13 protein-coding genes are annotated in these 12,564 nt (G+C 62.0%); 8 read left to right on the top strand and 5 right to left on the bottom strand.

Annotated elements, in window-relative coordinates:
- Positions 1-92: 92 nt before the first annotated feature.
- The 6 genes from purN (at position 93) to nadC (ending at position 7,005) form a co-directional block, all read left to right on the top strand.
- Complete coding sequence (purN, locus tag AC3WOG_RS16745) at positions 93-746, top strand: phosphoribosylglycinamide formyltransferase (protein ID WP_492579016.1); 654 nt, start codon at positions 93-95, stop codon at positions 744-746.
- Entirely contained in the window at positions 743-2,002 is a 1,260-nt protein-coding gene (locus AC3WOG_RS16740; RefSeq protein ID WP_492579015.1) for an RsmB/NOP family class I SAM-dependent RNA methyltransferase, read from the top strand. Before purN ends, AC3WOG_RS16740 begins: the two co-directional genes overlap by 4 nt.
- Positions 2,003-2,080: 78 nt before the next feature.
- Positions 2,081-3,436 carry a mechanosensitive ion channel family protein gene (locus tag AC3WOG_RS16735; RefSeq protein WP_492579014.1) on the top strand — a complete coding sequence of 452 codons (1,356 nt, stop codon included), beginning with the start codon at positions 2,081-2,083 and terminating at the stop codon, positions 3,434-3,436.
- 203 nt (positions 3,437-3,639) lie between these two features.
- Entirely contained in the window at positions 3,640-4,836 is a 1,197-nt protein-coding gene (locus AC3WOG_RS16730) for a DesA family fatty acid desaturase (protein WP_492579013.1), read from the top strand.
- Positions 4,837-4,966: 130 nt separating this feature from the next.
- Positions 4,967-6,106: a quinolinate synthase NadA gene (gene nadA / locus AC3WOG_RS16725; protein WP_492579012.1), complete on the top strand. Its 1,140-nt coding sequence runs from the start codon at positions 4,967-4,969 to the stop codon at positions 6,104-6,106.
- Positions 6,106-7,005, top strand: coding sequence for a carboxylating nicotinate-nucleotide diphosphorylase (nadC, locus tag AC3WOG_RS16720; RefSeq protein ID WP_492579011.1), 900 nt, complete (start codon positions 6,106-6,108; stop codon positions 7,003-7,005). Before nadA ends, nadC begins: the two co-directional genes overlap by 1 nt.
- Before the next feature lie 83 nt (positions 7,006-7,088).
- Here the strand turns inward: nadC and nadB are convergent, their stop codons facing one another.
- The 4 genes from nadB to radC all read right to left on the bottom strand — a co-directional run bounded on the left by nadB (position 7,089) and on the right by radC (position 10,425).
- Positions 7,089-8,687 carry an L-aspartate oxidase gene (gene nadB, locus AC3WOG_RS16715; RefSeq protein WP_492579824.1) on the bottom strand — a complete coding sequence of 533 codons (1,599 nt, stop codon included), beginning with the start codon at positions 8,685-8,687 and terminating at the stop codon, positions 7,089-7,091.
- A gap of 257 nt (positions 8,688-8,944) precedes the next feature.
- Positions 8,945-9,112, bottom strand: coding sequence for a 50S ribosomal protein L33 (gene rpmG / locus AC3WOG_RS16710; protein ID WP_007180630.1), 168 nt, complete (start codon positions 9,110-9,112; stop codon positions 8,945-8,947).
- 10 nt (positions 9,113-9,122) lie between these two features.
- A complete protein-coding gene (rpmB, locus tag AC3WOG_RS16705) occupies positions 9,123-9,356 on the bottom strand; it encodes a 50S ribosomal protein L28 (protein ID WP_007180631.1) in 234 nt (77 codons plus the stop codon).
- A gap of 229 nt (positions 9,357-9,585) precedes the next feature.
- Positions 9,586-10,425 (bottom strand): RadC family protein, encoded by an 840-nt coding sequence (gene radC / locus AC3WOG_RS16700; protein WP_492579010.1) that lies wholly within the window; start codon positions 10,423-10,425, stop codon positions 9,586-9,588.
- A gap of 198 nt (positions 10,426-10,623) precedes the next feature.
- Between radC and AC3WOG_RS16695 the strand changes: the two genes are divergently transcribed.
- Together AC3WOG_RS16695 and ispH are read left to right on the top strand one after the other, a co-directional pair.
- Positions 10,624-11,079: an FKBP-type peptidyl-prolyl cis-trans isomerase gene (locus tag AC3WOG_RS16695; protein ID WP_492579009.1), complete on the top strand. Its 456-nt coding sequence runs from the start codon at positions 10,624-10,626 to the stop codon at positions 11,077-11,079.
- Between the two features lie 2 nt (positions 11,080-11,081).
- Complete coding sequence (gene ispH / locus AC3WOG_RS16690) at positions 11,082-12,041, top strand: 4-hydroxy-3-methylbut-2-enyl diphosphate reductase (RefSeq protein ID WP_492579008.1); 960 nt, start codon at positions 11,082-11,084, stop codon at positions 12,039-12,041.
- 74 nt (positions 12,042-12,115) lie between these two features.
- Here the strand turns inward: ispH and AC3WOG_RS16685 are convergent, their stop codons facing one another.
- Positions 12,116-12,484: a hypothetical protein gene (locus tag AC3WOG_RS16685; RefSeq protein ID WP_492579007.1), complete on the bottom strand. Its 369-nt coding sequence runs from the start codon at positions 12,482-12,484 to the stop codon at positions 12,116-12,118.
- Positions 12,485-12,564: the final 80 nt, after the last annotated feature.

Raw genomic sequence — 12,564 nt, 5'->3', positions numbered from 1 at the left:
GAGGTGCCGCAAAACAAATGATTATAAACGCTCAGCGCATGAGACGGCGGCGCGTCGCGGTTTCAGTGTCCCTCGAATGATAAAATCCGCGGATGAAAAAACTCGTCATCCTGATTTCCGGGCGGGGAAGCAACATGGAAGCTATCGTTCGCGCCTGTTCGCGCGAAGGCTGGCCGGCGCAAGTCGCCGCCGTGATCGCCAACCGTCCTGACGCCGCGGGCCTTGCGTTCGCGGCGTCGCACGGCATTGCCACGGCGGTGGTCGACCACCGCCAGTTTCCCGATCGCGAGCGCTTCGACACCGCGCTGGCGCGCGAAATCGACAGCTTCGCGCCCGACCTGGTTGTGCTCGCCGGCTTCATGCGAGTGCTCACGACCGGTTTCGTCGACCATTACGCCGGGCGCATGCTGAACGTGCACCCGTCGCTGCTGCCGAGCTTCCCGGGTCTGAAAACCCATCAACAGGCGCTCGACGCGGGCGTGCGGCTGCACGGCGCGTCGGTGCATTTTGTCACGTCGCAACTGGATCACGGGCCGATCGTCGTGCAGTCGGCCGTGCCCGTGCTGGCGGGCGACACCCCCGCCATGCTCGCCGAGCGCGTGCTGGCAACCGAACACATCATTTATCCACGCGCGGTGCGCTGGTTCGTCGAAGGGCGTCTTGCTCTTGACGGCTTGCGTGTCACGCTTACGCCGCCGGAGCCGCAATGGCTCTTTGCCGGTCACACCGCCGGAGAGGGCGCATGAGATTGCATGGTTTTCTGATTGGACAAACCGAGACTTTGCTGGCTGAAGTCCTGAAACTGAACGGCCCGGCCGACGCCACCACCAGCCGTTTTTTCCGCGCGCATCCGAAGCTTGGGCACGGTGAACGCGGCGTGATCGCCGAGGCGGTCTTCGCCGTGCTGCGCCGCCGGATGGAATTCGCCCACCTGGCCGAAAGTGGCGCCGGCAGCCCGGCGCGCCGGATGGCCCTGCTCGGCCTGATGCAGACGGCGGGCCGCACGGCGCTCAAGCCGTTCGTGTCCGAAGCGGAATCGAAGTGGCTCGAACACGTCGCGATGATCGACCCGGAGAGCCTGCCGCTGCGCATCCGGCTGAATCTGCCCGACTGGATCTATCAGGCGTTGACCAAGCGCTTTGAAGCCGCGGAACTGGCGCAACTGGCTGCCGCGCTGAACTATCCGGCGCCGCTGGACCTGCGCGCGAACCCGATCAAGGCAAGCCGCGACGACGTGCTGAACGCGCTGTCGAAGGTCGGCATCGAGGGCGGCGCGACGCCGTTCGCGCCGTTCGGCGTGCGGGTGGTCGGCAAGCCGCCGCTCACCAAGCTCGACGCGTTCCAGCACGGCTGGGTCGAAGTGCAGGACGAAGGCAGCCAACTGCTGTGTTCGCTGGTCGCGCCCAAGCGCGGCGAGATGATCGTCGACTTTTGCGCGGGCGCGGGCGGCAAGACGCTGGCGCTGGGCGCGGCGATGCGCTCGACCGGACGCCTGTACGCGTTCGACATTTCCGAGCGGCGTTTGGCCAAGCTCAAGCCGCGCCTTGCGCGCAGCGGCCTGTCGAACGTGAATCCGGTGCTGATCGACAGCGAACACGACGCCAAGATCAAGCGTCTGGCCGGCAAGATCGACCGCGTGCTGGTCGACGCGCCGTGCAGCGGCCTGGGTACGCTGCGCCGCAATCCCGATCTGAAATGGCGTCAGTCGCCGGAATCGGTCGCCGAGCTTGCGCCGAAGCAGGCGTCGATTCTGGCGAGCGCAGCGCGTCTGGTGAAGAAGGGCGGCCGGCTCGTCTACGCGACCTGCTCGATCCTGGAAGCGGAAAACGAAGTGGTTGTGCAGCAATTCCTCGCCGACCATCCCGATTTCGTGCTGGTGCCCGCCCGCGACGTGCTCGCGGAGCAGCGCATCGATCTGGAAATGGGCGATTACCTTTCTCTGTGGCCGCACCGCCACTCCACCGACGGCTTCTTTGCCGCCGTGCTGGAACGTCAAAGCTAAGCACAAGACACAAGAGGTTTTTTGCCGGCGCCCGCGTTCGTTCTTTGAACACGGCGCGCCGGCGCATTCGGCAACATCATGCAAAACCGTATTTTTCCTCACATGTTCGGCGACCTCGCGCGCGATTTCGGCCAGCCGGTAATGCTCTGGCAGGTCGGCGTGCTGCTCGGGACGCTGGCGATCGCGTGGCTGTTCGCACGGGTGTTGCGTCGCACGCTCGATCTGCGGCGCCAGACGCGCTACCAGACGCTGCGCTTCGGCGCGGAAAGTCTGAACCGCGCGGTTTTTCCGCTGATCGGCGCGATGCTCGTCTGGGTCGCCAAGACGATTGCCGGCCAGTTCATGCACACCTCGCTGCTCGATCTGGCGCTGGTGCCGCTGTTCGGCATCGGCTTGATTTACATCGTCTTTTTCTTTGCGCGACGGGTGTTCAGCCGTAACGGCGAGACCCATCCGTGGCTGTTTCTGGTCGAAAAGTTCGTCTCGCTGATTGTCTGGATCGGCATGGTGCTCACCGTGATGGGCATTCAGGACGACGTGATCCGATGGATGGCCAGCGTGCAGTTCCGGGTCGCCAACGCGCACATGACGCTGCTCTCGCTCACCACGGGGCTGTTGTGGGTGTGCGTGACGATGATCGTCGCGATGTGGCTCGGCTCCACGTTCGAAGACCGGCTGATGCGCTCGAAGACGCTCGACGCCAATCTGAAAGTGGTGGTGGCGCGTGTCGGCCGCGCGGCGTTCGTGCTGGCGGCGGTGCTGATCAGCCTGTCGCTGGTCGGTATCGATATCACCGTGCTGGGTGTGTTCGGCGGCGCGCTGGGCGTGGGGCTCGGGTTCGGGTTGCAGAAAATCGCCAGCAACTACGTGTCGGGCTTCATCATTCTGATCGACCGCTCGCTGCGAATCGGCGACACGATCAACGTCAGCGGCTTGCAGGGTATGGTCACGCAGATTCGCACCCGTTACACGGTGGTGCGGGGTCTCGACGGCATCGAAACGCTGATTCCGAACGAAAAGCTGATTACGGATGTGGTGCAGAACCAGTCGTCGTATCTGACCCGCGGCTATGCGAAGGTGGCGGTGCAGGTCGCGTACACGTCCGATGTCGAGCAGGCGATGGCATTGCTTACCCAGGCCGCTGGGGGCGTCGCGCGGGTATTGCGGGAACCGGCACCCACGGCCTATCTGGCGAGCTTCGGCGCCGACGGTATCAATCTCGAACTCGGTTTCTGGATCGAGGACGCGGCAACCGGTACCGCGGGCGTGCGCTCGGCTGTCAATCGCAATATCTGGCGTCTGTTCTCGGAGCACGACATCTCGATTCCGCTCGCGCAACGCGAAGTGCGAATCGTCGGCAACGTGAGCGACGCAATGCCGCGGCCGGTAACAATGACCGCCACAGCGGCGAGCCAGGCCGACAGCGCTCCCTGACGGGCACTTCGAACACGCCGGCATGTCTTAAGAAGACATCTGGTGTGTTCCTTCCGGTTGATACCGCACAAAAAAACTCTATTTGTTACAAACACTTGGAACGCTTCAAGTAGAATGTCGTCCAATCCCGCTGTATGCTTTCACTTTCTTGACATGCGCGTTTTGCGTGTGTCTCGTGTCTCTCGTTCCACAGGTAAATTGCCTTGTTGAATTCCTTGCTCGATTTCCTTGCCCATGGCCTGTTGCACTTCTCGTGGTTGCAACTTGTGCTGTACACGCTGATCGCAACGCACATCACGATCATCGGCGTGACGGTCTATCTGCATCGCTGCCAGGCGCACCGCGCGCTGGAGCTGCATCCGGTCGTCAGTCATTTTTTCCGTTTCTGGCTGTGGATGACCACCGGCATGCTGACCGGCCAATGGGCCGCGATTCACCGTAAGCATCACGCGAAGTGCGAAACCGAAGAAGATCCGCATAGCCCGCAAACGCGCGGCATCTGGAAGGTGCTGCTCGAAGGCGCGGAACTGTACCGCTCTGAAGCGAAGAACGAAGAAACGATGCGCAAGTTCAGTCACGGCACGCCGAACGACTGGATGGAGCGCAACGTCTACACGAAGTACCCGATTCTCGGCGTGAGCCTGATGATGGTGCTGAACGTCGCGCTGTTCGGTGTCGTCGGCCTGACGATCTGGGCCGTGCAGATGATCTGGATTCCGTTCTGGGCGGCCGGCGTGGTCAATGGCCTCGCGCACTTCTGGGGTTACCGCAACTTCAACTCGTCGGATGCGAGCACCAACATCTTCCCGTGGGGCATTATCATCGGCGGCGAAGAGTTGCATAACAATCACCACACGTATGCGACGTCGGCCAAGCTGTCGAACAAGTGGTACGAGTTCGATATCGGCTGGATGTACATCCGCATCCTGTCGGCGTGCCGTCTTGCCAAGGTGAAGAAGGTCGCGCCTACGCCGCGTCTGACCACCGGCAAGCTGGTGCTCGATCAGGACACGCTGCAGGCCGTGCTGGCGAACCGCTACGAAGTGATGGCGCGCTACGGTAAGGCGCTCAAGCGCGCGTACCGCCAGGAACTGGCGCATCTGAAGGAAGTTGGCGCACGTGAGAAGTATCAGGCGATGCGCGGTGCGCGTAGCTGGTTCCACAAGGAAGAGGCCGGTCTGGACGAGCCGCAGAAGCGTCTGCTGCCGCAAATCTCCGCGAACAGCCAGAAGCTCAAGACGTTCATCGAACTGCGCAACGAACTCGCGGCGATGTGGGAACGCTCCAATGCATCGCGCGATCAGTTGCTGATTCAGTTGCAAGACTGGTGTCATCGCGCTGAGCAGAGTGGTATTAAAGCGCTGCAAGAATTCGCGATGCGTCTGCGCCGCTATGCTTGACCACGAAATCTATTAAAATTTCGTTACGTCACAAAACCCCGCGTTGGCGGGGTTTTGCTTTTTGGGCCGCGGAAATTGCAACGGACAGCGATTGACAGGGCGCGGCGGCAGAGCGAAGGCAGAGGAAATCATGGAGCAGCAGGCGATCAGGAGCGTCGAGTACGACCGCCCACAGGCGCAGGGCACCGCCTGCGGAATCGGGCAGGCGTGGGCGAAGGTGCCCGACATGCCGTCGGCAGAAGAGAAGGTCGCGCTGAAGGCGCGTATTCGCGCATTGCTTGCACGTGAAAAAGCCGTGCTCGTCGCGCACTATTATGTCGACGCTGAATTGCAGGAGCTCGCCGACGAAACCGGCGGCTGCGTGGCCGATTCGCTGGAGATGGCGCGCTTCGGCCGCGATCACGAGGCGCAAACGCTGGTGGTCGCAGGCGTGCGCTTCATGGGCGAGACCGCGAAAATCCTGAGTCCAGACAAACGCATTCTGATGCCCGATCTAGATGCGACCTGTTCGCTCGATCTCGGCTGCCCGGTCGATGAATTTTCGGCTTTCTGTGATGCTCATCCGGATCGCACGGTCGTCGTGTACGCGAACACGAGCGCGGCGGTCAAGGCTCGCGCGGATTGGATGGTGACGTCGTCGATCGGTCTGGAGATCGTCGCTGATCTGCATGCGCGTGGCGAAAAAATCATCTGGGCGCCGGATCGGCATCTCGGCAGCTACATCCAGAACAAGACCGGCGCGGACATGTTGTTGTGGCAGGGTTCGTGTCTCGTGCACGACGAGTTCAAAGGCATCGAACTCGATCTGCTGCGCGCCGAATATCCCGGCGCCAAAGTGCTGGTGCATCCGGAGTCGCCGGCAAATGTGGTCGCGCAAGCGGACGTGGTCGGTTCGACAACCCAGCTGATCGACGCCGCGCAGAAACTCGACGCGACGCATTTCATTGTGGCAACCGATCTCGGCATTCTCCACAAGATGCAGCTCGCCGCGCCCGGCAAGACCCTCATTGCGGCACCGACGGCGGGCAACAGCGCGACTTGCAAGAGCTGCGCGCATTGCCCGTGGATGGCGATGAACGGGCTCGCGAATCTGGCCGACGTGCTCGAGCGTGGCCACAACGAGATTTTCGTCGATCGTGCGGTCGGCGAGCGGGCGCGTTTGCCGATCGACCGGATGCTCGACTTCGCCGCGCGTCACAAGAAGCGCGTGCAGGCGAGCGGCGATCTCGCGCGCGACGCGCAACTGTATTCGAATGTGGGGGCAGCGTAATGGGAGCGGTTGAACGCAGTCAGGTCGAGGCGGTGTCGCCGCTGTTCGCTGAAATTCGGGCGCAGTACGGCGCGGCATTCGATGCCGCGTTGGCGCGCAACGTCGCCGACGCGCTGGCCGAAGATGTCGGCGCAGGCGATCAGACTGGCCGCCTTGTGCCCGCGGACGACGTGCGCGATGCACGCATCATCGTGCGCGAAGGTGCTGTGCTGTGTGGTGTGCCATGGTTCAACGCGGTGATGCGCGAGGTCGATCCGCGCATCGACGTGCAGTGGCGCTATCGTGAAGGCGACCGGATGACGGCCGACACGCCGGTTTGCGAGCTGCGCGGCCCGGTGCGCGCGTTGTTGACCGCGGAGCGCAACGCGCTCAACTTCCTGCAACTGCTGTCGGGTGTGGCGAGCGCAACGCGCCGTTATGTCGACGCGATCGCGCACACGCGAACGCGTATCCTCGACACGCGCAAGACCTTGCCGGGATTGCGACTCGCGCAGAAATACGCGGTGCGCGTTGGCGGCGGCGCGAATCAGCGGCTTGCGTTGTACGACGGCATTCTGATCAAGGAAAACCACATCGCGGCGGCCGGCGGCGTCGGCGCGGCGATGGATGCGGCGCTTGCATTGAATGCGGGCGTGTCGATCCAGATCGAAGTCGAGACGCTGGCGCAATTGGAAACCGCGTTGGCGCATCGCGCGCAATCCATTCTGCTGGACAACTTTTCGTTCGATGCGATGCGCGATGCGGTCCGTATCACGGCAGGACGGGCGGTGCTGGAGGTATCTGGCGGCGTGAACTTCGAGACGGTGCGGACTATCGCGGAAACGGGCGTCGATCGCGTGTCGATCGGTGCGTTGACCAAAGACGTGCGCGCGACGGATTACTCGATGCGGATCGTCTGAGCGGCACGCAAGCGCTGCAGCAGCAAACGAAAGGCCATCGCGGGTTTATCCGCGATGGCTTTTTTTTACTCAGTTCGCACCAATCACACGTTGCGGTTGCGCACGTTTTCCGGCGAGAGAACCGTCGGCAGCGCCTTGGGCAAGGTTGCTGGCCAGTCGCGGCTGAAATGCAAGCCGCGACTTTCGCGCCGCGAGCGCGCGCCTTCAACGATCAGCGACGCCACGTCGACCAGATTGCGCAGTTCGAGCAGATCGCGGCTCACCTTGAAGTTCGCGTAATACTCGTGGATCTCGTCGCGCAGCAGCGCAAGACGATGTTTCGCGCGCGCAAGCCGCTTGTCCGTACGCACGATGCCGACGTAATTCCACATCAACCGGCGCAGCTCATCCCAGTTGTGCGCGACCACCACTTCTTCGTCCGGATCGGATACCCGGCTTTCGTCCCAGTCCGGCAGCGGGGCGTGAACGGCGGCGCTGAAGCCTTCTTCCTCGATTGCCTGCGCCGCGGAGCGTCCGATCACGAGGCATTCGAGCAATGAGTTGCTGGCGAGCCGGTTCGCGCCGTGCAGGCCGGTGCACGACGTCTCGCCGACCGCGTAAAGTCCCGCGAGATCCGTGCGCCCCGCCAGATCGGTCACGACGCCGCCGCACGTGTAGTGGGCGGCGGGGACGACCGGGATCGGTTCTTTGGTGATGTCGATGCCGAATTCGAGGCAGCGGGCAAGAATCGTCGGAAAGTGTTCGCGCAGGAATTCGGCCGGCTGGTGGCTGATGTCGAGATACACGCAATCGATGCCGCGTTTCTTGATCTCGAAGTCGATCGCGCGTGCGACGATGTCGCGCGGCGCGAGTTCCGCGCGTTCGTCGTGGTTCGGCATGAAGCGCGTGCCGTCCGGCAGCTTCAGGATGCCGCCTTCGCCACGCACCGCTTCGGAAATCAGGAAGGACTTGGCGTATGGATGGAACAGGCAAGTCGGATGGAACTGGATGAACTCCATGTTCGACACGCGGCAGCCGGCGCGCCACGCCATCGCAATGCCGTCGCCGGTCGCGGTGTCGGGATTGGTGGTGTACAAATAGACCTTGCCGGCGCCGCCGGTGGCGAGCACGGTGTGCGGCGCTTCGATCGTTACGGTACGGCCGCTTCGCAGATCGAGCGCGTACAAACCGTGGCAGCGGCGGCCTGGCAGACCGAGGCGGTCGGACGTAATCAGGTCGATTGCGTAGTGGTCTTCGAGCAGGGTGATGTTCGGGTGACTGCGCACGCGCTCGCTGAGCGTGGCGACCACTGCATGGCCCGTTGCATCCGCCGCATGAATGATCCGGCGATGGCTGTGACCGCCCTCGCGCGTCAGATGAAAGCCGAGTTCGGCTGCGTCGTCTTTGGTGAACGGCACCCCTTGCGCGATCAGCCATTCGATTGCCGCCCGTCCGTGCTCGACGATAAAGCGGGTGGCCGCTTCATCGCACAGGCCACCGCCGGCGATCAGCGTGTCGCGCACGTGATTTTCAATGCTGTCCGTCGAATCCAGCACGGCGGCGATGCCGCCTTGCGCCCAGTCGCTCGCGCCTTCGGTCATCGATCGCTTGGCGACCACCGCAACCCGCCGTGTTTCCGCAAGATTGAGCGCAACGCTCAAACCCGCCAGACCGCTACCGACAATCGCCACATCGAATTCCATCGCCTGCATCTCCGTCTTTCGTTTTGCCATGACGGCGCGCTATCCGCTCGCCGATAAACGAGAAAGGATACGCGCCACGGCGGACGAGGGAAAGCTGGCTGATAGGTTAAGGGGTAAAGCGCGGTTAAACGGCGCGGCAAAGAGGAGACAAAGACGAGACAAAGGCTAAAACAACGGCGCGCTGAAAACAAAAAAGCCTCGCACGAATGCGAGGCTTTTTTGCATATCATTTGCCTTCGTCAGGCAGGAGCCAAGACTTACTTGATCTTGGTTTCCTTGTACTCAACGTGCTTACGGACGACCGGATCAAATTTCTTGATCAGCATCTTTTCCGGCATGTTGCGTTTGTTCTTCGTCGTCGTGTAGAAGTGACCCGTACCTGCGGTCGATTCCAACTTGATCTTGTCGCGTGCGCCTTTTGCCATGATTTACTCCTTAGGCTTCACCGCGTGCGCGCAGATCCGCGAGCACAGCGTCGATACCGTTCTTGTCGATCAGGCGCAGGCCGGCGTTCGAAACGCGCAGACGCACCCAACGGTTTTCGCTTTCCACCCAAATACGGCGGTTTTGCAGGTTCGGCAGGAACCGGCGCTTGGTTTTGTTGTTCGCGTGGGAAACGTTGTTGCCGCTCATCGGCGCTTTCCCAGTTACTTGGCATACGCGTGCCATGAGAGCACTCCTAATACGCTAATTCTGAGTTCGAACGCCGTGAAAGTTTCCCGGAAAGAACCGCGCTGAAATTCAGTCGCTTTTCCTTTCCGGAAGGCCTTGATGGCTTCGGAACAGGGGGTTGGAAATAGGCAAACCGGAATTCTAGCAGAAAAAAAGCCGCAAAATCAAACCTTATTTGCGATGCCAGGCACGGCACTGTGCCTTTATACGCCAGGTTCAGGCCGTGTCACGGCCAGCCGGCGCGGGCGAACGAGTACGTGTGATCGGCGCCGATCACCAGATGATCGATCAGTTGCACGTCGATCAACGCCAGCGCGTCGCGCAGCGTGTGCGTCAAACGGCAGTCGCTCGCGCTCGGCTGGACGGCGCCGGAGGGGTGATTATGCGCGACGATCAGGCTGGCGGCATTCAGGCTCAGCGCCCGCCGCGCGATCTCGCGCGGATAGACCGCCATGCGCGTCAGCGTGCCCCGCGCGCTTTCCTCGCAACGGATCAGCCGGTGCCGCGCGTCGAGAAAGAGCGACACGAAGACCTCATGCGGGCGGCCGCCGATCAGGAGGCGCAGATAGTCCTGCACGGCTTCGGGCGAGTCCATGAGCGAGCGCGTGCGCATTCTGTCGATCAGCGAGCGCCGCGCCATTTCCATGATGGCGAGCAACTGTGCCTTTTTTGCCGGACCGATGCCGCGCAGGCCCTCGAAGTCCGTGTGGCTTGCGTCGAGCATCGCGCGCAGTGAGCCGAAGCGGTCGAGCAGTGCGCGCGCGACGTCGAACACGTTATGGCCCGGCAGGCCAGAGCCGAGCACCAGCACGATCATTTCGGTGTCCGACAGCACGCCCGGTCCGCCATCGAATAGCCGTTCCCGCGGCATGTCTTTTTTGTGCCATTTGCCGTTTGCAGACGGGCGGGGCGCGGGTGTGCCGGCATTCGCGGCGGCCGATGCGCAAGGCGCTCCAGGCGGCGTTGCGGACTGCACCCGTTCACGCTTCGCGGCAGCGGGCGTCCCGGCCTCGGGTATGGCCGCCTTTGGTGGCGTTTCGTATATCGTGCAGGCGCCATCGTCCATATGCTAATCCTCGTGGTTCGGGTTTGCGGCGACGGGCGGTGCCCGAGCTTCCCGGCGGCGCGCGCGACGGACCCAAGCCGCCGCCCGCTATGTGGCTTACAATAAGCATTTTGCGCACGGCACCCCGACGGTTTGCCACACGCGTCGACTGCGCCTGCGGCGCACGCGTGCTGCGCGCTTCGACTGAGCGAGCACTGCATGAGCATCATCGACATTTCCGAAGTGAAACCCGGTTCACATGTGACGCTTCACTACCGGCTTTCCCTTGCCGATGGCGCCGAAGTCATCAATACGTTTGCCGATAAGCCCGCTACGCTTCTGCTTGGGGCCGGCCAACTCGCGCCGCCGCTGGAAGATATTCTGCTGGGATTGAAGGTCGGCCACCATTCGACCTTTCAGCTAACGCCGGGTCAGGCGTTCGGCCCGCGCAATCCGGAGTTGATCCAGCGCGTATCGCTGGCAACGCTGCGTGAAAACAGCATGGTCGGCGAGGACTTTTCGCCGGGCGATCTGGTCGAATTCAACGCGCCGGGTGGCGGCCGCTACGCCGGCGTCCTGAAGGAAGTCGGCGAAACGTCGGCCCTGTTCGATTTCAACCACCCGCTTGCCGGCCAGGCGCTGGCGTTTGAAGTGAAAATCATCGGGATTCTGTAAACATGAGCATCACGGATACGACTCTTGCCGAAACCGAGATCCTGCTGGCGCAGCCGCGCGGGTTCTGTGCCGGCGTCGATCGAGCTATCGAGATTGTCGAGCGCGCCATCAAGTTGCACGGCTCGCCGATCTACGTGCGCCACGAAATCGTCCATAACGCCTATGTCGTCGAGGATCTGCGCAAGAAGGGCGCAATCTTCATCGAACAGCTTGAAGAAGTGCCGGCCGGCAATACGGTCATTTTCAGCGCGCATGGCGTGTCGAAGGCGGTACGCGCCGAGGCGGAGTCGCGCGGCCTGCGGGTGTATGACGCAACCTGCCCGCTCGTCACCAAGGTGCATATCGAAGTCGCGAAGATGCGCCAGGACGGCTTCGACATCGTCATGATCGGCCACAAGGGGCATCCCGAAGTGGAGGGCACGATGGGGCAGGCCGGCGAGGGCATGCATCTGGTCGAAGATATCGCGGACGTGCAGGCACTGACGCTGGCCGATCCCGAGCGGATTGCGTTCGTTACGCAAACTACCTTGTCCGTCGACGATGCGGCCGAGATCATCGGCGCCTTGAAGGCGAAATACCCGGCGATCCGCGAGCCGAAGAAGCAGGACATCTGCTACGCCACGCAGAACCGTCAGGACGCGGTGAAGTTCATGGCGCCGCAGTGCGACGTCGTGATCGTAGTCGGCAGCCCGAATAGTTCGAACTCGAACAGGCTGCGCGAGTTGGCCGAAAAGCTCGGTGTGCCCTCCTATATGGTGGACTCGCCGGATCAGATCGATCCGCTCTGGGTCGAGGGCAAACGCCGGATCGGCGTGACGGCGGGTGCCTCGGCGCCCGAGGCGCTGGCGCAGGCGGTAATCGGCCGGTTGCGCGAGCTCGGCGTGCGTAACGTGCGCGCGCTCGACGGCATTGAGGAAAACATCGCGTTTCCGTTGCCGCGCGGACTAGGTCTGCCTGCCTGACAGTCTGCCAACACTCTGAAAGAAAAGCGCGCCGAAGGGCGCGCTTTTTTTACGTCCGCGCGATGGCCGCTCCATCAACAATAAAGTGCCAGATCATAGGAAAGTGACGATTTCGGTGCCGCCGCGCGCAAATTATTTTGAATTGCGATCGCGTTTTTATTGAATTCGGCTTCGATGTGTCCCCGTTTATAAAGCGTCAAAGCGGTCGCATTGATTTTTGGCGCACTAAAATAGTGCGTGCGCCTTGATATCAATGGAAACGTAATACTTAGCGCGAACCACCATGAAATCAGGCGTCGCGCCGGATCGCTGCAACACTTGATGCCATTGGGCGCAAGGGTGGTGCAACTGATGCACGAAAAATAGTCGCAACCAGGTTGCGCCTTTTGGTGGATTTCGCCTCCAAAATAAGGTTGCAATGCAGGAAAACCCCACCGTTTCAACAATATTGCGCGTCGCATAATTGGAGTTACAATGCGCGCGTTCTCAAGGCCTCCGGGCCTCGAACAGCGGATTTTGCAAG

The sequence above is a fragment of the Paraburkholderia sp. FW306-02-B genome, from assembly GCF_058782725.1.
This window is presented reverse-complemented; position numbering and strand designations above follow the sequence as displayed.